The sequence below is a fragment of the Pseudomonas sp. SIMBA_068 genome (assembly GCF_046534705.1).
GTDB lineage: Bacteria > Pseudomonadota > Gammaproteobacteria > Pseudomonadales > Pseudomonadaceae > Aquipseudomonas > Aquipseudomonas putida.
The window spans coordinates 589570-608542 of the sequence record NZ_JAWRYI010000002.1 but is presented as its reverse complement, the minus strand read 5'-3'; the positions used below and the strand labels follow the sequence as shown (position 1 = coordinate 608542).

Below are 18973 nucleotides of genomic sequence, written 5' to 3'. Positions count from 1 at the left end.
TCAGGCCCTCTCGCCGCGGATCGATACAGCCGGGAACGGGTAAGGCTCGTTACGCTCGACCCAGTCCATGAAGTCGGCGCGGGCACCGGGGAAGCCAATCTGGGTCCAGCCGACCATGCCTTTGTTGCCGCCATGAATCGGGTCGCAGAAGAACCCCTCACGGGTGTTCTGCACCAACAGGCTGAAGAACACCTTCGCCGGGACGGCGTCGAACACCAGTTCTCCTGCTTCGACCTTGCTGAGAATACGGTCTCGGGTAGCGCTATCTTGCGCGGCAAAAACTTGCCCGCCGTTGGCTTTGCACCAGCCGTCCACGGCCGCGATGCCCAGGCGATAGATTTGTTGCGGGCTGAGCTGCAACTGGTAGCCAAGCTCGGGCGCGGCGTCGGCGTTGAACGGGCCTTGCATGTACCACTGCGCGCCAGTCGCGTAGGGGGTGTTCATCTGACGGTCGATGAACTCGGCGGCGCCGGCTTCGAGTGCGCCGGGGCCAAGCTCATCGGCCGGGATGATGCGCGATACCGCAGCTTGTACAAACGCCCACTCTTCGGCGCTGAAGAACGTCGGTTGATAGTTGCCCGCAGGCGGCGTGGCCGGCACGTTCGGTTGCTGATGCGGTTGCGGGGCCGCAAGCAGCTGGCTGGCGCCCACGCCAAGCCCTGTGCTGGCCACGGTAACCACGGGGATCAGGGTCAAGGTCTTGCGCAGAAAGTCCCTGCGCGGGTTGTCTGGGGCATGCTCAGGCATTGCGAATCCTCATCGGCTGTGCGGCGGCCTTGATAAGCGCCATCTGATTTTCTGTGGGAGGTGATCTTGATAGGCCATCAAGAAGACAGCCGAATAATCTAGCGCGTTCAGAAATGTTTTGAAACCGGTTTCATGCTTGACAATAACCCGCTGAGCCGCCCCGACACTGCCGGTCGGTCAAGGCCTTTTCCATCTGTCTCACTCTCTGCGGATATGCCGCTACCTACAGTGTCGTCGCGCGCGCCTCTCACAGGCGCTACTGGACCGAAACAAACGTAGGAGCAAGCGCAGCTCGCTATGCGCCGCGCGGGCGGCGCTCGATCCCGCAGGCACCGCAGACCCAAGGCTAACCTCGATCAGGCTGAAATCGCCTGTGCCCCCGGCCAGATGACAGCCTGGGCGACGATTACATTCTTGCCATTGAACGTGAGCGCAGGCCCACCATGGAGCTGATACCCTTGCTCCAAGGCATCACTCACTCCCTAAACGGCGGTGAGAAGATCCCGAAGGCGCTGAAGGGCTGGCAAGTTACGATTTGACTCACTATAAGCCAATACGATGTTCCGGCTGTAACGGGAATCCTGACTTACGGGAATATAGTGAGAACTGAACGACCCTATCGTGAGCCACTGAGGTACCAGTGACACCCCCTGCCCACAGGACACCAGCAAATCAATGGCTTCCAGTGAATCGATATCGCAAGCCACCCTTACATCAATGTCACGATCATCAAGGTAACGTTGAGCCAATGACCCGCCCCATGAGTTGACGTCGTAGCGTATGAAGGCCTGAGATTGCAGGGCGGATGAAACTGCTTCTGCGGTGACCGGCGTACCGCTTAGCAGCCCAAGCGGCTCGGAGCGGAGCAAATATAGCCTTAAAGACTTAGGTAGCTTGAACGGTGGCTCAACGAGAATGGCCGCGTCCAGATCGCCACCGACAAGTTTATCGTACAGGAGCCTTGAATCGCCTGGGGTAATCTTCAGCTTCACGTCAGGTGCGCATACCGAAAACTGTTCGATGGCTGACGGTATGATCCCCGTTAACGCGGTGGATATAGCGCCAAGACTAAGGTCCCCTCGCAAGCCATCAAGTTGCAAATCGAATTTCAATTCATTGGCTTGTAGTATGATGTCACGAATTTTTTGTATCACTGCAATCAGCCTCTGGTTGGGCCTTATCGAATGGGCATCTCGATTGAAAAGCTCGCACTCCAGTTCTTTTTCGAGGCTTTGAATTCGCAAGCTGATGGCCGTCGATGACACACTCGACTTTTTTGCAGCACTCGCGATTGACCCGTGGTCAATGACAGATATAACTGCCTCAAGCGTTCTGATGTCCATACCGATTCCTTATGCTCAGACCAAGCATTGGTGGGTGTACATGAATCGCGCGCTCTGAAAAGCTTTCCTCCCCCTGCTGAGGAGAGTCGCCATGTTTAATCCTTTCCATATCGCCTACCATGTTACCAGCCTTGAAGAATCCCGAAAATTCTATAAAGAATACTTGGGATGTATCGAGGGGCGAAGTACTGACACCTGGGTAGATTTTGACTTTTTCGGGCATCAGATCTCCCTTCATCTTGGTGAACCATTCAAGACTACCCGTACAGGCAAAGTGGGCCAGCACATGGTGCTGATGCCCCGTATTGGGGTGGTGCTGCCGCTTGATCGCTGGCTAGCGCTTGCTCAGCGGTTAGAGGCCAAAGGCATCGTGTTTGAGATCCCCCCAGTCGTTCGGTTCAGAGGGGAGCCCGGGGAGCAATGTACGATGTTCTTCCTGGATCCGAGTGGCAATCCAATTGAAGTCAAAGGCTTTAGGAATCTCCCCGCCGTCTTCGCTTCTTGATACATCTAAATAATAACAAGAGACTCAACACCATGGCTGCGAAAAAAAAGATCAGCTTGATCACCCAGATTGCAATCGGCTTATTTTCAGGGGTTATTGTCGGGCTACTGCTCAACTACTTTCCCGATCAAAAAGGCTGGTTGGTAGCGCAGGTCCTTCAGCCGGCGGGCGATGCCTTCATCAAGCTGATGAAAATGATCATCGTCCCGCTGGTTTTCTCCTGTATGGTAGTGGGGATTGCGGGATCTGGGGGCCGTTCTCTCGGGCGAGTGGGCACAAAGGCCTTGGTCTACTTTTTTTCGGTTACCGGCCTGGCAATTGTTTTCGGATTATTAGTGGGTAATATTTTCCAGCCTGGCGTTGGTGCTGACTTTTCCAGCGCAGCAACCACCACAGTGCAAGCCCCTATGCAGGGTGCTTCACAGGGGTTAGGCAATGTGCTCCTGGGGATTATCCCTGATAACATCATCGCGGCGATGGCTGAAGCCAAGCTACTTTCCGTACTGTTTTTTGCGATAATTTTTGGGGTTGCGCTTTCTAATCTGGAACCGCAAAAGCGACTTCCCTTGGTAGGTGCATTACAAGCCGTTGCCGACACCATGTTCAAAGTAACGCACATGGTGATGGCGTATTCTCCGATCGGTATTTTTGCCCTGATTGCAGTAACAGTATCCAGCTTTGGTATTCACGCCCTGCTGCCGCTGGCGAAGCTGATCGGCGTGACATACCTGGCGGTTATAGTCTTTGCTATCGTGGTGCTCGGCTTCATTGCAAAGCTGGTCGGCGAAAATATTTTTGAAATCATCAAGGCTTTCAAGGATGAATTATTGCTGGCATTCAGTAGCGCCAGCTCCGCGACGGTCATGCCTCAACTGATGGCCAAGAGCGAAGTGAGAGGCGTGCCACGCAACATCACCACGCTTGTCATACCGCTGGGATATTCGTTCAACCTTGATGGTGCCTCTTTGTTTGCAGGGTTAGGGACACTCTTTATTGCCCAGGTTTACAATATTGAGCTCGCCCTGGCAGACCAGATCATGCTTGTTTTCATCATGGTCCTAACCTCCAAGGGCGCGGCGGGCGTACCGGGGTTCATGTTCGTCATCCTCACTGCCACGCTCACCGCCGCCGGGTTGCCGTTAGAGGGTGTTGCCTTGATCGCGGGCGTGTACAGGCTAATGGATATGCCGGTTACTGCACTGAATGTGCTAGGCAACGCGCTGGCCCCCTTGGTAGTGGCAAAATGGGAAAGTCGATCCCAGAACCGTGATGAATCTGTGAAAGGTGATGCTGAAACTAGAGCACTCCCTCAAGAACAGTGATTCGATCAGTATCGCTGCGTTTTGCGAAGCACGAGGAAGTGCAGTAGTCAGTCGATCAAGTTCACAGGTGGTTCTTCATATATACGCGTTGCGTTGGCACCTGAAAACAGCCTTGCACTACTGGCCGCTGCTGTGCCGTGGCCCTCGTAGCAGAGGCACCAGCAGCCACCAGAAACAACCGCAACATATACCAAAGCACCGACCCGTTGCCTGCGAATAATACTTTAAAAATAATCTGTAGCGAAACTTCCTACAGCTCTTTAGGAAGTTTCAATCTCCCATAGAAATTGATTCCTCGTTAGTCTTCAGGCCTTCGCAAATTGCTTGCGCCCGATCACATGGGGAGTCCGCGGCCATTGCGTGAGTTGCCCTGCTAATTGACGAGGATTAAGGATGTCCAGACTGTCCGATGGCACTGACAAACCGGTGCCGGTCAAGAAAAAGCCAGTCCTGCTTGAGGATATCGAGGAAACCCAACAGTTCCGTACAGGCGCTGATCCTCAACTCGCAACGGATCTATCCGGTTACCCCGCCGACCCGGAGTTCCAGCTGCGTGGCGGCTTCGAAAACCTGATGCTCGACGCGGCAAGCCCGCTGTTCGGACTGGTCATTCGGCGACAGGTACTGAGAACCGGGGCACCGAGCAGCGCAGACCGAGCGATGCACCACGGTCTACGCCTGGCGTTGTTTGCTTCGGTACATGAAACGGCTGTCGAAATACGCGTGAGTGAAGCTGCACGAAGTGGGCAGCCAATCAATCCGCAACGCAGCGGTGGCCAGATTGCACGGTACCTGGATCAGGCCTGGGCCGAAGGGCTAATGCAGGCTGATAACAAGCAAAGCGACTTCTATAAAGTTCGTGCTGCCGGCCTGATATGCCTCATCGAAGGCATGCTGATGGCTTTCAAGGCTCGCGAGCTGCGTGACAGTGACACACGTATCAAGACTGAACTCTTGGCTGCCGCAATGACCACGGCTGCGGCGGGCTTCGAGATTGGGGCAAGTTATGTGGACCAAGTGGTGACACGATACGGCGCTAACAGTGTGACCGGGAGAGGTGCAGCGGCCACCTTAGGAAGGTTAAAGCTCTGGGGGGCTGGATTGGCTGGCGTTGGAGGTTCGCTGCTGGCGTGGTGGGATTTCACAGATTGGCTTGAACATTTCAACGACAGTCACGCTGGACACACCAAACAGACTCAAAAAAAATCCAGGCTTTTGGCCACTACGTACCTTGTAAGAGGAATGGCGACAATAACCCTATCGCTGGCCGAAATAGGAACGGCCATTGCTGTTGCAAAACCTTTCTTCGACTACCTTTCTCAAAATGCCAAGACCAAGCTGGCCAGGACGCTATCCACGTCCTTTGGAGCACTTGCAACAAAGCTCGGAACGCAGGCCGCTCGGTTATTACTTGCCCGCCTTATTCTTGGCGCTTTCTGGATTGGCCTAGTCCTGACAGTGATAATTTACATATTTGAAGACGACGCTTTGGAGAAGTGGTGCAAACGCAGCAGCTTCCGCCTTGCAAAAAACTCAAAACGTTTGAAGAACAAGAAGAACTGAAGACCCTGCACTCCGCATTCAGCGAGGTATTGTGATGTATCTGATCGAATGGGGTTTCTGGCAAATGGCTACTGAATCCGAAGCTGCGCGAAAAGCCTATGAAGCAGAGCTGACACCGAAAGAAAAACGTCAGGATTTGTATGAGGACGAGCTGGCTGAAGAAATGCACTTTCAACCTGTGAGTGAAAACCCGCGCACAAGAGGCCCTGTATTCGCTTTTAACGACATCTTCTTAGATATTCGCTGTGGTGGTTCAGAAGAAAAGCGCGGGCTGATTACGCTCGCAACGCTCGGCGCTATCGCCCCGGCCATTGCTGTTGGACTAATCACCACCACTGGATTTTTATGGATGGACATCACCGACCCTGAGGGTCGCTCCATAATCACGATTCTTACAACACTTATAATGCTCTCAGTCAGCTCGACCTTAGTGTATCTTTATTCAAAGTATGGAATTCACTTAACCCGACTAGAAATGCTGACTAGCCGTCACTTGCTCATTCGTTTCAATCGTGTAACCCAACAAGTTCACCTACATCGACCGAAATACTGCGGCGGCATCGTCACTTTCCCGTGGAAAACAACCGGAAGCACAGCCATCGACCCAGAAGATGACCCACTCAGCGTGGGCATGCGACTAGGGCTAGTCTGGCACCCCAGCCGCACCGGCCTCCCCCACATGGAAATGGCCCTACTCGGCAAACAAGGCCAAGGCGGCAGCGAACTCCGTGACGAGTGGGAGTTCATCCGCCGCTACATGGAAGAAGGCCCACACGCCGTCCCCCGCCCCCGCCTGAGCACACAACTACCATCACCCATCCAGGCCTTCAGCGCCCAGTTCGAGGGGCTTGGGCGTATCTTCCGCAAAAGCAGCTGGTTGTTCAAAGTTATCCTGCTGTTCGTCTGGCCCGCTTTCGTCATTGTTGGCACCGGCCACTGGCTCAGCCTGCTGCTGTGCTGGCGACCGCGCTGGCCGAAAGTAATCCGCGAGGCCGGCTTGCCCGGCAAGCCCGTACCACCCGTGACCACCCGTGACCACCCTCAGCGACTACCCACCCGCAATCCAGGAGCGCCTGCTCGCCAATGCCTACCGCTGGCAGCTCAAACCCGGCAAACGGCCTGAGAAAAAACCACGAAAACCGCGCAGATCCAGGTCGAAAGAGGAACCGGCTGCACCCACAGAATGATTGTGTCTGCATTCAGAATTCGACCGTGTACCCCACGATCACGCGGTTCTCATCCGCTGCATCGGCAAAATTCGAGCGCATGCTCGCATTGCGCCAACGCAGCGACACATTCCGGAGCGCCCCCGACTGCACCACATAGGTGATGTCCGTGGTCCGCTCCCACTCCCGCCCTTCTCCGTCGCCAGCCGCCAGCGCCCTGCCCTTGGCGCTGGCGATGCGCTGCGGGTCCACATGGTCGCCCTTCACATAGCGCACATTGAACGTGAGCCCTGGGATACCCAGCGCAGCGAAGTTGTAGTCGTATCGCAGCATCCACGCCCGTTCATTGGCCAGGGCAAAGGTGCTGACCTGCTGTTCGCTGAACAGGTAGGTATCGGTGCCACCCACGTAGGCATATGCCGTATCGCCGCGCAATTTCTGGTAGCCACCGCTGAACGTATGGCCCTGAACGCTGTACCCGAAGTTGGTACTGAGGGTCTGGTTGTCGACTTCACCCAGCAAAGCCCGGCCCTGCTCGCGTGCGTTGAACCAGCGCCACTCGGTAAACACATCCCCGGGCCCTAGGCGCGTCTTGAACTTGAACCCGGCAAAATCACGCCGGAACAGGTCTTCGAGCGTGCTGGTGTGAAGGCTGAGGGTCAGGTTGTTCAGCGGCTGGTAGTCGACACCGCCGTAGTAAAGCCGGTCACTGGTTACCGTCGCCGAGTAGGCCCCTTGCTGCGCCATGGCGGTCAGGTCCTCATAGTTGGTGGAGTCGCGCAACTTGGTGGCATCCACCTGCAGCAGGGTGAACGTAAACCGGTCCAGGTCCTTGCTCACCAGTTGCGCACCGTTGAACCACTGGGGGAACAAGCGGCTGTTGTTGGACGCCAGCAAGGGCAGTTGCGGGCTCAGGCCGCCGAGTTTCAACTCGCTCTGCGCCAGCCTGGCCTTGAAGGTGGCCACCGCCTTGGCATAGTCGTCCGCGGCGCGTTTGTCGCTGCCACGTGGCAACAGGCCGGTGCCGCTACGGTCGGGTGAGGAATCCAGCTTGAGCCCCAGCATGCCGGCTGCATCCAGGCCAAAGCCGACCAGACCGTCGGTGTAGCCAGACTGCAGGCGCAGCATGAAGCCCTGGCCCCATTCACCGCGCCGCGATTGCGTGGCGCTGTCACCGTGAAAGTCGCGGTCGAAATAGAAATTGCGCAGTTCCATGCTGCCGCTGGCGTCATCGATGAAGCCGGCCTGCGCGTTTTGACAGGCGCAGCAAAGCGCCCCGAGCATCAGCGATGCTCGCCGGGAAAGATTGATCATGGGTGTGCCTGGTTCTTGTTGTTGTTTGAAGACTCAGCGCCAATCAGCTTCGGGGGTTGCGCACGTAGCGCATCACCACCAGGCAGGCGATCAGGATCAGCGGGGCGATGGACAGCATGCCCATGGAGTCGCTGCCGGTGAGGTCATTGATCTTGCCCACCATCACCGGTGCGACGATGCCGCTTAGCTGCCCGACCGAGTTGATCGCCGCAGTACCGGTGGCAATTGCCAGGCCCGAGAAGGTCGACTGTGGAATGGTCCAGAAGATCGGGATGGCGATGAACGTACCTGCGGTGGCCAGCACCAGCGCGGCCATCATCGCCAGCGACGAGTCGGAATACAGGCACGCCAGCAGGTAGCCCACAGCTGCCGCCAGCAGGCAGTACACCAGGTAGCGCTTGCGCTCGCCGGTACGGTCGGAGCGACGGGTCAGCAGCACCATGCCGATGCAGGCCACCGCGTACGGCAATGCCGACAGCACACCACCCAGAGCATGTCCTGCACACCTGATGACTTGATCAGGTGCGGCATCCAGAAGTTAAGGCCATAGGACGCGGTTTTGATCACGTAGTAGATGAACGCCATGATCGCCACTTCACGGGTCAGCAACACCCGCCAGATCGAGCCGAGAACCGGCTTTTCGGCGCGTTTGTCCTGGGCCAGGTTTTCCGCCAGCAGGTCCTTCTCCTCACGGCTCAGCCATTTTGCCGCTTCGATGTCCCGGTCCAGCTTCCACAGCACTAGCAGGCCCAGCACCACGCAGGGCAAACCGGACATCAGGAACAGCCAGTGCCAACCGGCAAGGCCTAGCACACCATCCATGGTCCCCAACAAGACACCTGCTGCCGGGCCACCCACCGCACCGGCCAGCGGCACGGCCAGAAACCACAGGCCATTCATCTTCGCCAGGTGCTTGCGCGGGAACCAGCATGCGAGGTAGAAAAGAATCGCCGGGCCGAAGCCGGCCTCCATCACCCCGATCAGAAAGCGCAGGAAATACAGGGTGTACTGGGTATAGGCAAATACCAGCGTCGCCGTCGCCAGGCCCCACGACACCATGATCCGGCAGATCCAGGCCGGTGCCCCGTAGCGCTTCAGGCCCAGACTGCTAGGTACTTCGAACAGTACATATCCCACGAAGAACATGCTCGCGGCCAGGCCGTAGGCGGCGTCGCTGAGGCCCAGTTCCTGCTGCATCTGGGCTTTTGCGAAACTGATGTTGATGCGGTCGAAGTACGAAAACAGGAAGCAGATGATGGCCAGCGGCATGATGCGCCAGGCCACGCGGCGGTACAGCAGCAGTTCATTGATGTGGCTGTCGTTGCGCTCACGCGCCAGTTCGCCGGTCATGGCAACCATGGTGGATCTCCATTCTTGTAATTATTGGAGAGCAGCGACGCCTTCATGGGCGTCGCCAGCGGGTTTTCAGCGGATACGGATCAGTTTTTCCTTGAAGCTCTGGCCTTTTGCGACGTACTCGACGGCGTTGCGCTGCATGCTGGCGATGGCTTCGGCCGTCAGTTCGCGCACCAGCTTGGCAGGCGCACCCAGGATCAGCGAGTTATCGGGGAACACCTTGCCTTCGGTGACGATGGCGCCAGCCCCGACCAGGCAGTTGTTGCCGATGACCGCGCCGTTGAGCACCACCGCCTGGATGCCGATCAGCGCGCCATCACCGATGGTGCAGCCGTGCAGCATGGCCTGGTGGCCGATGGTGACGCCCTGCCCCACCGTCAACGCAAAGCCGGGGTCGGCATGCAGCACTGCGCCTTCCTGCACATTGCTGCGCTGGCCGATGCGGATCGGTTCGTTGTCGCCCCTTAGCACGGCCTGCGGCCATACGCTGACGCCTTGTTCGAGGGTTACATCGCCGATCACGGTGGCATCCTCTGCCACGTACGCTTCCGGGTGCAGGTTGGGGGCCAGGGTGTCGTATTGGTAAATCGCCATCTCAAACCCTCCTCAAGCTGCGTCGTCGGTTTTCAGCACGCCGGCCGCGCACAGCTCGGCAATGTGCGCATCGCTGTAACCCAGTTCACGCATCACCTGGCGGGTGTGCTCGCCAATCCGTGCTATCGCACGGCGCGGCTGTAGGCGCTGCCCGTCCAGTGACAGCGGCAGCAACGGCATGGGTGTGTGGCTGCCGTCTTCAAGTTGCAGGTCGGCCATACCGCCGCTCTGCTGCAGGTGGGGGTCGTCGAACAACTCTTCCGGGCGGCGGATCGGCGCAAACGGGATGCCGTTGGCCTCCAGCTGCAGCGCCAGTTGCCCCGCATCCAGTGGCGCGAACACCTCGGCCAGGTGCGCCAGCAGCCGTGGCCGTTGCAACACACGGTCGTTGTTGCTGGCCAGTGTCGGGTCATCGAGCAAGGCGGTCTGCCCCAGCACCTGGCACAGCGCATGCCACTGCCCTTCGCCGGTGGCGGCGACAAACATCTGCTCGCCACCGGCGAAGGTGAACACGTCATAGATCGCCCAGGCACTGATGCGGTTTGGCATCGGCGCTGCAGCCTCGCCGGTGACTACGTACTGCTGCATGTGCTGGGCGGCCAGCAACACGCAGTTCTCGTACAGGGCACTTTGCACCTCGCGGCCGCTGCCGGTGGTGTGGCGGTCGTTGAGCGCCGCCAGTACGCCAATGGCGCCGAACATGCCGCCCATGATGTCGTTCACCGAGCTGCCCGCACGCAACGGGCGGCCCACCGGCCCGGTCATGTAGGCCAGGCCGGCCATCATCTGCACCACCTCGTCCAGCGCCAGGCGGTTGTCATAGGGCCCGTTGAGAAAGCCTTTGTGCGAGGCATAGATCAGCCGCGGGTTGCGCTGGCGCAGCGCGGCGTAGCCCAGGCCCAGCTTGTGCATCCGACCAGGTTTGAAGTTTTCGATAAACACGTCGGCAGTGTCGATCAGTTGCAGCACGGCCTCGCGGCCCTCGGCCGATTCGACATCCACTGCGATGCATTGCTTGTTACGGTTGAAGGTGCGGAAGAAGCCCGCCCCCGCGCCCAGCAGCCGGCGCGTGCCGTCGCCGCGCACAGGTTCGATCTTGATCACTTCGGCGCCAAGGTCGCCGAGGATCATGCCGCAGGTCGGGCCCATCACCATGTGGGAAATTTCGACGACACGGATGCCGTCCAAGGGAAGTCTGGACATCGTGGTATTCCTCGTTCAGGCAGGTCAGGCGTGGCCGGCAGCGTCGGCGAAGTTCAGCGGTAAACCGGCGCGGGCGATGCAGCCGTAAAGAGGCTCGCCCGGCAGCGCCTCGCTCAGCACCTGGCGCGACTCGATCAGTGCAGGCAGGTTGATACCGGTGGCGTAGCCCATGCTCTGCAGCATGAACACCAAGTCTTCGGTGACGGTATTGCCCGACGCGCCCGGGGCGAACGGGCAGCCCCCCAGGCCAGCCAGGGAGGCGTCCAGCTCGCGAATACCCTGCTGTACAGCGACCAGGCTGTTGGCCAGGGCGAGGCCACGGGTGTCATGGAAGTGCGCGGCCTTGAGGCGGTCACCGGCAATCGCCCGCACCGCCTGGAGCACCGTTGCCACCTGGCCCGGGTTGGCGTAGCCAGTGGTGTCACCCAGCGAGACAAGGTCGCAACCGGCTTCGATCACCTGGCGGGTCAGTGCGCAAAGGTCGGCCAGCGGCACTTCACCCTGGCGCGTGCAGCCAAAAGCGACCGACATGCCGGCAATGACCTGCACCTCATGCAGGCCCATTTCAGTACGCACTTGGCACATGCGCCCCAGTTCCTCGACCATTTCCATGGGCGTGCGGCGCACGTTGGCCAGGCTGTGCGCCATGCTGACCGATACCGGGGCGACGATGCGATGGGCGCCAGACTCAAGTGCGTCCCTGGCGCCGCGCAGGTTCGGGGCCAACACGGTTACCTGCAGGCCCGGGTATGTGAGGGCGTGGGCCACCACCTCGCGGGCATCGGCCATTTGCGGCAGCAAGCGTGGCGGTACGAACGAAGCAACCTCCATGTGGCGCACGCCAGCGGCGTAGGCGGCGTCGATCCAGCGGCGTTTGGCGGCGGTTGGCAGGGTTGTCTGCAGGCTCTGCAGGCCATCGCGCATGCCGACTTCGTTGATTGTTATTGTTGTCATCACGATCTCTCTGTCTGAAGCGTTGCGCCAGACTAAGAGCTGGATGACGGGCAGAAAAGACGTGTTTCACGGGCTGATCCATCGTCAGCCACGATGGATCAGCCGGCGACCTGCCAGGCCGGTGCACGCAGCAACAGGTGGTCCAGCAGGCGCCGTGCGGACAGCGACAGCGTGTGCCGGTCGCGCATGCAGATGACGAACTCGCCAAGCGCCCAGTCGTCCGTCAGCGGGATGACCCGCAGGTCGAACAATGCCGCATAGCGGGCCACGGCCTCTTGCGGGAACACCGCCAGGCCAAGCCCGAATTGCACCAGGCGGTATGCCGCGTCAAACGACGACACGTACGAACGAAAACGCAATTCTTTGCCGGCCTGTTCGGCGCTTTTACGCATGAAGGCGTTCAAGGTGGCGAAGGCCGACAGGCCCAGGTGGTCGTAACCCAGGGTTTCCTCGAAAGCAATCTGGCTGCGGCCGGCCAACGGGTGATCAGCAGCAACGACAACGGCCAGGTGATCCTGCCGGTACGCTACGAACTCCAGGTCACCCACCGCCATGGATTTGCGGCAGATGCCGAGGTCTGCATTGCCCTCGGCCACACCACGAACGACATCGGTGCTGAAGCGCTCCTCGATATCGGCCTGAATCAGTGGATTCTCCAGCATGAACGCCGTCAGTTCCTCGGGCAGGAACTCCATGATCGACGACACATTGGCCAGCACCCGCACATGGCCGCGCGCGCCTTCGGCGTATTCGCTCAGCTCGCTGTCCAGGCGTTCCATGGCACGGGTCATTTCCCGGGCATGGCGCAGCAGGGCCAGGCCCGCTGGGGTGGGCTCCACGCCACGCTTGCTGCGCTTGAGCAAGGCGGTGCCAAAGCGCGCCTCGATGTCTGAAATACGTTTGCTGACAGCGGAGGGCGCCATGAACGCGCGCTCGCCAGCGCGGGCGATGGTGCCTTCTTCGCAGACGACGATGAACAGGTTCAGGGAAAGGTGGTCGAGGGGTTGCATCGCTTGGCTCGGCAGGGAAATGGGACCGCCGATGCAATGTAGCAAAACCGCATTTGCTTCGAAAACCGGGTTTAAATTACCTGCCCCCAATCCCCAACCTTGGGGGAACGCAGCCCACTGCCAGCTGCTCGCAAAATGCTCCGCTGAAAGGCTCGCTCCCTTGCCGCACAAGGGCTGCAACGTTATTTCCAGATTGTGGCACAGCTCTTGCCGATCTCCTCCCAGACGCCCCAAGTCCATGGGCCCGTTTGCAGGAGGAATTGACTCATGCACCGACCGATACCCCACCCGCTGGCAGTGGCGATTTTCGCCGGCATGCTCCAGCTCCCGGCGCAGGCTGCCTTGAATGCTGTCGATCCGGGCGCCTACGTGCCCGCCAACGGCGGCTTCCCCGCCTGGTACCAGGACAGTCACGGTCGTACCCTCGACCTGTGCCTGACCAAGGCGGTCAGCTCCAGGGTTGCCGGCGCACCCGGCGCACCGTCTTACATGTGCACGCTGCTGCCCACGCCCGGCGTGTTCGACGATACCCAACCCATCGTCTTCCCCACCAACTTCCCTGACGAAGCGTTCTGGTTCACCGCCGACGCTGCCATCGTCGACGTCGCGCGTGGCATCGACCTCAGCTACGGCACCGCGATCGAAGCGGCATTCGCCGCCGAAGAACCGGTCGAGGGTGACCAGGTCAGCTTCGCCCGGGTACGTATCCGGGTCGATGTCCCCACCGCTGGCACCTACGTGGTCACCCACCCCTATGGCGTGGAAGTGTTCGATGTCCCCGCCGCAGGGCGTAGGGCGATCAACATGACCCGCGACATCGGCATTGCCGGGGCAGGCGATTTCACCGGTGCGCTGAAAGGCGATGTCGGGCCGTTCCTGCGCAGTGTCAACGGCCCTTATACCGAAGGCAACGAACGCTTCGTCGGCGACCCGAACCTTGAAGAGCGAGTAACCGGCAGCCCGTTCAACACCAATTTCGTGCGCATCGAAGGCCCAGGCGGCATCGACCTGCGCACCGAACTGTTCGCGATCTCGGGCAAGCTTTCCGAAGTGGCCCTGCCAACCCCGCTGATGCCTCAGCGCAGCACCTACTCACGCCACACCGAGAACGGCGACCTGCGTGCCCAGCAAGACATCTTCGTGATGGCCCCACCGCCACCGGCCAGCGTCACCCTGACCAGCCAGACGCCCAACCTGAGCCTGACCGAGGCCAACGCCACTGGCGCCTGGTACGCCCAGTCGGCCCTCAACCCGGCGGCCGGTACCATCGTGACCCTGACCGCCGACAACAGCGTGGCCATCCCGACCAGCAGCCTGACCACCCGCAACGTGCCGCTGACTGACCTGGTCACCATCACCCAGGCCCAGTACCGCCTGTCCACCGGCGAGCTGACCCTGGTGGCCAGCACCAGCGACGAAACCACCCCGCCAGTGCTCACCGCCCATACCGGCAACGGCACGTTGATCGGCAACCTGGGCGGCACCGGCGCCGTGAAGACGTTGAGCATGTCCTTCTCGCCCATCCCGCCGGCCAAGGTGCAGGTCACCAGTGCCAATGGCGGTAGCGACACCGAAGACGTGGTGCTGGTGCCATGAACAGACAAAGGCTCAGCCTTCAAGGAGGCCGCATGAACACTTGGTCGCGCCGTGCGCTGTTCGCCGCCGGTTTTTCCCTCACCGTTACCAGCGCCGCCTTTGCCGCGTTGTCTGATGTCGACCCGGGGCCCTACACCTTCGCCACGGGCGGCTACCCGATGTGGTACAAGGACAGCCTCAACCAGTCCCTGGAACTGTGCCAGTCACGTGCCACCAGCACCCGCGCGCCAGGCGCACCAGGGGCGCCGGCCTACATGTGCACCTTGCTGCCCGAGCCCGGTATCTATGACGACGCCCTGCCGCTGGTATTTCCAGATAACTGGCCACCAGAGATGTTCTGGTTCCTGGCCGAAACCTCGATACCACAAGTGGGCAACAGCGGTTATGAGCTGGAGGTCTACGTTGCGGGTATAGAGGCAGCCTTCGCTGCTGAAAACCCGGTAGACGGTGATCAGCAAAGTTTCGCCCGCATCCGTATCCGCGCTTCGGTTCCACGCACCGGTACCTACACCATCACGCATCCTTACGGGGTGGAAACGGTCAACGTGACCACGGCAGGTCGCCGAGCGATCAACATTACCCGGGACATAGGCATTGGCGCTCCGGGCAACTTCCAGGGGGCGCTGGCGGGTGCGATCGGCCCTTGGCTGAAGGGGGTTGGCGGGCCTTATACCGAGGTCAATCCTGACACTGGCTCCACCGAAACCTACATCGGTGACCCCAACATCACCGAAGCGGTAACCGGTAGCCCGTTCAATACCAACTTCGTACGCATTGATGGGCCCGCCGGCATCATCCAGACCAACGCATTCACAGTCTCTGGCAAGGTGCTGGACCAACGTGCGCAGACCCCGGTAACCCTGGAGCGCGCCACCTACTCACGCAATGCCACCGGCACCCGTACGGAAGTATTCGCCAAGGCGCCCATAGAGGCCAGCTTGTGCATGCGCAATGGCCTGGCATTGGTCGGCACCCCGCCTTCACCGTGCCAGTTCACACTCACCGCCGACAACAACGGGCTGTTCTTCCATCAGCAGTTCGGCCAGGACGCACCACCTGCAATCGTGGTGGTCACCGCCAGCAACAATATTGGCGGCACCCAGCCAACCGCACTGTCCAGCAAGCTGACCGACGTGGTCAAGGTCAGCACCGCACGCTACGACTGGGCCAACAAGCGCCTGCTGATCGAGGCCAGGTCCAGTGACGAAGTCGCTATCCCCGACATGCTCGCGCAGGGCTATGGCCGCCTGTCGAAATCCGGCACGCTGCAAAGCATCACAGTCAGCGACGTGGCACAACCGCCAGCTACCGTCACGGTCAAGTCTGCCCATGGTGGTACTGACGTGGAACCCGTGATCGTGGTCGGCAACGCACCCGTCGAGGCGGCCAACCAGCCACCGCTGGCCCAGGCAGATGTCGGCAGCACCAGCGTTGGTGTGCCGATCACCCTCAACCTGCTGCAAAACGACAGCGACCCGGACGGCAATGTGCCGCTGACCATCAGTGACCTCACCCAACCGGGTACCGGCCTGGGCGGTGTAGTGCTCAACGGTACCACCTCGGTTACCTACACCCCGCCGCCCGGCGCTACGCAACCATTGGTGGCCACCTTCAGCTACCGGGCGGTGGATGCCAAGGGCCTGAAATCGGAACCGGCCACGGTCACCATCAACGTGGCGCCTAACCGGCCACCAGTCGCCAACCCGGAAACCGTCGCCACCCTGGGTGTGCCATTGACCATCAACGTGCTGGCCAACGACACCGATCCGGAAGGCAATGTGCCGCTGGCTGTTGCTGCCGTCACCCAACCGGCTGCCGGCCGCGGCACGGTCAGCACCGACGGCGCCACCGTGACCTATACCCCACCGGCCACGGTTACGGCGGCCTTCACCACCACCTTCACCTACCAGGCACGTGACTCGCTGGGGGCGTTGTCCACCCCGGGTACGGTCACCGTCAACGTGTCGCCACGGCCCGCCGCCGAAACCTTCGCGGTCACGGCAGCCACCGTCACGGCGCGCTCCAACAACCGTTACAACTGGGACATCAGCGGTACTTCGTCGGTAACCACGGGCAACGTTGTCACCGTCCGGGTCACCACCACCACCGGGGTGCAGACGTTGGGCACGGCCACGGTGCCAGTGACCGGGCGCTGGCGGCTGGCAGTGAGCAACAGCACCACGATCATCCCGACCGCCGCGCCGACGGCAACCATCACCACCAGCCCGGGTACCACCCGCACCGTCAATGTGGTTGTGCAGTAAAGGCGGGGAAACGCCATGAAACGCTTGTATCCACTGCTGTTCAGCCTGGCCCTGGCGGGCCAGGCCAGCTGGGCCGACGACCTGATGGACAATGCCGACCTCGCGCCCGGCAACGACCTCGGTGAACCGGTGATCATCCGCCTGCTGCCGGTCGGTGCCGGCCAGGCTGCGGTGATCGAGCAGCAGGGGTCAGGCAACCGCGCCGCGCTCGACCAGAACGGTCAGGCCCTGCTGGGCCGTATCGTCCAGTCTGGCGGTGCGCAGGAAGCTTACATCTTGCAGGAAGGCAGTGACCTGATGGCCAGCATCAGCCAACAGGGAAATGGCAACAGCGCGTCGATCCGCCAGAGCGGCAGCAGCAACAGCGCAGCCATCGAGCAGATCGGCAACGACAACAGCGCCAGCATCGTGCAGTCCGGCTCGGGCCTCAACAGCTCCGTGACCCAGACCGGCAATGGCCAGCATGTTCAGATCACCCAATATCGATAGACCTGGAGGCACCACCATGTACAAGCTCGCCCCTTTAAGTGCCGCTATCGTCCTGGCCCTCGCAGGTCAGGCCATGGCTGCTGACAGCACCTCGTCCCAGACCCAGGACGGCAAGGAAAACATCGCCGAAGTCTCGCAGACCCAAGCATCCTTCGCCTCGGCCACCCAGAACCAGACGGGCAAGGGCCACAACCATATGGCGGTGCAGACCGAGAGCACCAGCGATATCCAGCAGAGCGCCACCGGCCAGTACAACGCCGGCTACGCCGAGCAACTGTTCGAGAACGGCAGCAAGATCACCCAGCGTGCCGGGGGCAGCTACAACGATGCCTTCGCCAGCCAGTCGGTAGGGCTGAACAACGAATCGCTGCAAACCCAGCAAGGTGTCGGCAACAAATCCACCGTGTGGCAGGACACCCAGGAAGGCAGCAAAGCCACCACCTGGCAATCCGGCCAGCGCAACGAAGCCTTCATTGAGCAGACCTTCGGTGGCACCAACAACCGCAGTACCGTCAACCAGACCGGCCAGGACAACTACGCCGCCGCCGAGCACTTGAACCACGTCGATGGCGACATCCAGGTGTACCAGGATGGCCACGACAACTGGGCCTACGGCGACCAGCGCGAAGGCACCGGTGGCACCATTGGCATTGGCCAGTACGGTGGCGGCAACTCGGTGGAAGTGTGGCAGGACACCCAGGTCGGTAGCCAGGCCTCCGTGGTGCAGACCGGCCAGACTAACGAAGGCTATATCGACCAGAGCTTCGGTGCCGCCAACAAGGTCAGCCTGTCGCAGCAAGGCAATGCCAACGCCAGCTGGTCGGACCAGTTCGAGACCAACAACGCCACCGCCACCATCACCCAGACCGGCAACAACAACCTGTTTTTCACCTATCAGAATGGTGAAAACCTCAACCTGACCATCAACACCAAGGGCAATGGCAACAGCATCACCGCCAGCAACTGGAAAGGCGCCAAGATGGGCGGCCAGTTCGGTACCAACCAGAACGCCACCATCAACCAGAACGGCAATGGCAACGGCGTCAACCTGACCCAGAAAGGCGCTGACCAAGTGGCCACGCTAAACCAGACCGGTAAAGGCAACCAGATGTCGACCAAGCAGGACGACGTCAACAACGAGCTGTATTTCGAGCAGAACGGCACCGACAACATCCTGATCGCCGACCAGCGCGGTACCGACAACTATGCCTACGGCAACAGCCAGGGCACCGGTAACTCCATCACCCTGGACCAGTCCGGCTACAGCAACCAGAGCTATACCAACCAGCTGTACGGTAGCGGCAACGAAGCCACCATCAAACAGACTGACAGCATCAACGTCGCCTACGTGACCCAGGGAGGCCAGGGCAACAAGGCGTTCGTCGACCAGAGCGGTATCGCCCAAACCGCCACCATCACCCAGCTGGGCAGCGCGAACCTGGCCACTGTGACCCAGAAGTAAACCTCTCCCCCCTTGAATCGCGGCACTCCTCTCCCTGGTGCCGCGGTTCCTTTTTCGCTCACACCCTATGCAACTTCTCATACTG

Annotated in this window: 16 protein-coding genes and 3 pseudogenes; 9 read left to right on the top strand and 10 right to left on the bottom strand. The window is 60.3% G+C overall.

Features of this window, described 5'->3' with window-relative positions:
- The 3 genes from SB756_RS09025 to SB756_RS09015 all read right to left on the bottom strand — a co-directional run bounded on the left by SB756_RS09025 (position 1) and on the right by SB756_RS09015 (position 2090).
- Positions 1-747, bottom strand: a complete 747-nt coding sequence (locus SB756_RS09025) for a gluconate 2-dehydrogenase subunit 3 family protein (RefSeq protein WP_341795637.1) — start codon at positions 745-747, stop codon at positions 1-3.
- A gap of 356 nt (positions 748-1103) precedes the next feature.
- Entirely contained in the window at positions 1104-1226 is a 123-nt protein-coding gene (locus SB756_RS09020; RefSeq protein ID WP_341795638.1) for a DUF1737 domain-containing protein, read from the bottom strand.
- Positions 1227-1229: 3 nt separating this feature from the next.
- Complete coding sequence (locus SB756_RS09015; RefSeq protein WP_410910692.1) at positions 1230-2090, bottom strand: LysR family transcriptional regulator; 861 nt, start codon at positions 2088-2090, stop codon at positions 1230-1232.
- Positions 2091-2181: 91 nt separating this feature from the next.
- On the opposite strand from SB756_RS09015, the gene SB756_RS09010 reads away from it, so the two are divergent.
- From SB756_RS09010 to SB756_RS08990, 5 genes and pseudogenes are all read left to right on the top strand, one after another.
- The gene (locus tag SB756_RS09010; protein ID WP_410910691.1) at positions 2182-2595 is read left to right on the top strand and encodes a VOC family protein; all 414 of its coding nucleotides are present in this window, start codon (positions 2182-2184) and stop codon (positions 2593-2595) included.
- Positions 2596-2627: 32 nt separating this feature from the next.
- Positions 2628-3917 carry a cation:dicarboxylate symporter family transporter gene (locus SB756_RS09005; protein WP_410910690.1) on the top strand — a complete coding sequence of 430 codons (1290 nt, stop codon included), beginning with the start codon at positions 2628-2630 and terminating at the stop codon, positions 3915-3917.
- A 393-nt stretch (positions 3918-4310) separates the two neighbouring features.
- Positions 4311-4544: pseudogene (locus SB756_RS09000) on the top strand (DotU family type IV/VI secretion system protein); the annotation flags it as partial.
- Positions 4530-5515: pseudogene (locus tag SB756_RS08995) on the top strand (hypothetical protein); the annotation flags it as partial. The pseudogenes SB756_RS09000 and SB756_RS08995, both read left to right, overlap by 15 nt.
- Positions 5515-6667, top strand: a pseudogene (locus tag SB756_RS08990) (DUF6708 domain-containing protein). The pseudogenes SB756_RS08995 and SB756_RS08990, both read left to right, overlap by 1 nt.
- Before the next feature lie 12 nt (positions 6668-6679).
- On the opposite strand, the gene SB756_RS08985 reads toward SB756_RS08990, so the two are convergent.
- The 7 genes from SB756_RS08985 to SB756_RS08955 form a co-directional block, all read right to left on the bottom strand.
- The gene (locus SB756_RS08985; protein WP_410910689.1) at positions 6680-7960 is read right to left on the bottom strand and encodes an OprD family porin; all 1281 of its coding nucleotides are present in this window, start codon (positions 7958-7960) and stop codon (positions 6680-6682) included.
- 43 nt (positions 7961-8003) lie between these two features.
- On the bottom strand, positions 8004-8441 hold the full coding sequence (locus SB756_RS08980; protein ID WP_410910688.1) for an MFS transporter: 438 nt from the start codon (positions 8439-8441) through the stop codon (positions 8004-8006).
- Positions 8390-9319, bottom strand: coding sequence for an MFS transporter (locus tag SB756_RS08975; protein WP_410910687.1), 930 nt, complete (start codon positions 9317-9319; stop codon positions 8390-8392). The genes SB756_RS08980 and SB756_RS08975 overlap by 52 nt, the downstream gene beginning before the upstream one ends.
- Before the next feature lie 66 nt (positions 9320-9385).
- A complete protein-coding gene (locus tag SB756_RS08970) occupies positions 9386-9910 on the bottom strand; it encodes a gamma carbonic anhydrase family protein (RefSeq protein WP_341795645.1) in 525 nt (174 codons plus the stop codon).
- A gap of 12 nt (positions 9911-9922) precedes the next feature.
- The gene (locus SB756_RS08965) at positions 9923-11113 is read right to left on the bottom strand and encodes a CaiB/BaiF CoA transferase family protein (protein WP_410910686.1); all 1191 of its coding nucleotides are present in this window, start codon (positions 11111-11113) and stop codon (positions 9923-9925) included.
- Positions 11114-11137: 24 nt separating this feature from the next.
- Positions 11138-12067, bottom strand: a complete 930-nt coding sequence (locus SB756_RS08960) for a hydroxymethylglutaryl-CoA lyase (protein WP_341795647.1) — start codon at positions 12065-12067, stop codon at positions 11138-11140.
- A 98-nt stretch (positions 12068-12165) separates the two neighbouring features.
- Positions 12166-13077, bottom strand: coding sequence for a LysR family transcriptional regulator (locus SB756_RS08955; protein ID WP_341795648.1), 912 nt, complete (start codon positions 13075-13077; stop codon positions 12166-12168).
- 267 nt (positions 13078-13344) lie between these two features.
- On the opposite strand from SB756_RS08955, the gene SB756_RS08950 reads away from it, so the two are divergent.
- Genes SB756_RS08950 through SB756_RS08935 form a run of 4 tightly spaced genes read left to right on the top strand, consistent with a single transcriptional unit; the run spans position 13345 to position 18888 of the window.
- Positions 13345-14673: a hypothetical protein gene (locus SB756_RS08950; RefSeq protein ID WP_341795649.1), complete on the top strand. Its 1329-nt coding sequence runs from the start codon at positions 13345-13347 to the stop codon at positions 14671-14673.
- 32 nt (positions 14674-14705) lie between these two features.
- Positions 14706-16937, top strand: coding sequence for an Ig-like domain-containing protein (locus SB756_RS08945; RefSeq protein ID WP_410910685.1), 2232 nt, complete (start codon positions 14706-14708; stop codon positions 16935-16937).
- Positions 16938-16952: 15 nt separating this feature from the next.
- Positions 16953-17426 carry a curlin gene (locus tag SB756_RS08940; protein WP_338747337.1) on the top strand — a complete coding sequence of 158 codons (474 nt, stop codon included), beginning with the start codon at positions 16953-16955 and terminating at the stop codon, positions 17424-17426.
- Positions 17427-17442: 16 nt separating this feature from the next.
- Complete coding sequence (locus SB756_RS08935) at positions 17443-18888, top strand: curlin (protein ID WP_410910684.1); 1446 nt, start codon at positions 17443-17445, stop codon at positions 18886-18888.
- Positions 18889-18973: the final 85 nt, after the last annotated feature.

Excerpts from the sequence above, each read along its gene's own strand:
- SB756_RS08945 (WP_410910685.1), top strand. The coding sequence starts at position 14,706 with ATGAACACTTGGTCGCGCCGTGCGCTGTTCGCCGCCGGTTTTTCCCTC.
- SB756_RS08985 (WP_410910689.1), bottom strand. The coding sequence starts at position 7,960 with ATGATCAATCTTTCCCGGCGAGCATCGCTGATGCTCGGGGCGCTTTGC.
- SB756_RS08940 (WP_338747337.1), top strand. The coding sequence starts at position 16,953 with ATGAAACGCTTGTATCCACTGCTGTTCAGCCTGGCCCTGGCGGGCCAG.
- SB756_RS08955 (WP_341795648.1), bottom strand. The coding sequence starts at position 13,077 with ATGCAACCCCTCGACCACCTTTCCCTGAACCTGTTCATCGTCGTCTGC.
- SB756_RS09010 (WP_410910691.1), top strand. The coding sequence starts at position 2,182 with ATGTTTAATCCTTTCCATATCGCCTACCATGTTACCAGCCTTGAAGAA.
- SB756_RS08970 (WP_341795645.1), bottom strand. The coding sequence starts at position 9,910 with ATGGCGATTTACCAATACGACACCCTGGCCCCCAACCTGCACCCGGAA.
- SB756_RS08960 (WP_341795647.1), bottom strand. The coding sequence starts at position 12,067 with ATGACAACAATAACAATCAACGAAGTCGGCATGCGCGATGGCCTGCAG.
- SB756_RS08975 (WP_410910687.1), bottom strand. The coding sequence starts at position 9,319 with ATGGTTGCCATGACCGGCGAACTGGCGCGTGAGCGCAACGACAGCCAC.
- SB756_RS08965 (WP_410910686.1), bottom strand. The coding sequence starts at position 11,113 with ATGTCCAGACTTCCCTTGGACGGCATCCGTGTCGTCGAAATTTCCCAC.
- SB756_RS08935 (WP_410910684.1), top strand. The coding sequence starts at position 17,443 with ATGTACAAGCTCGCCCCTTTAAGTGCCGCTATCGTCCTGGCCCTCGCA.
- SB756_RS09005 (WP_410910690.1), top strand. The coding sequence starts at position 2,628 with ATGGCTGCGAAAAAAAAGATCAGCTTGATCACCCAGATTGCAATCGGC.
- SB756_RS09015 (WP_410910692.1), bottom strand. The coding sequence starts at position 2,090 with ATGGACATCAGAACGCTTGAGGCAGTTATATCTGTCATTGACCACGGG.
- SB756_RS08950 (WP_341795649.1), top strand. The coding sequence starts at position 13,345 with ATGCACCGACCGATACCCCACCCGCTGGCAGTGGCGATTTTCGCCGGC.
- SB756_RS09025 (WP_341795637.1), bottom strand. The coding sequence starts at position 747 with ATGCCTGAGCATGCCCCAGACAACCCGCGCAGGGACTTTCTGCGCAAG.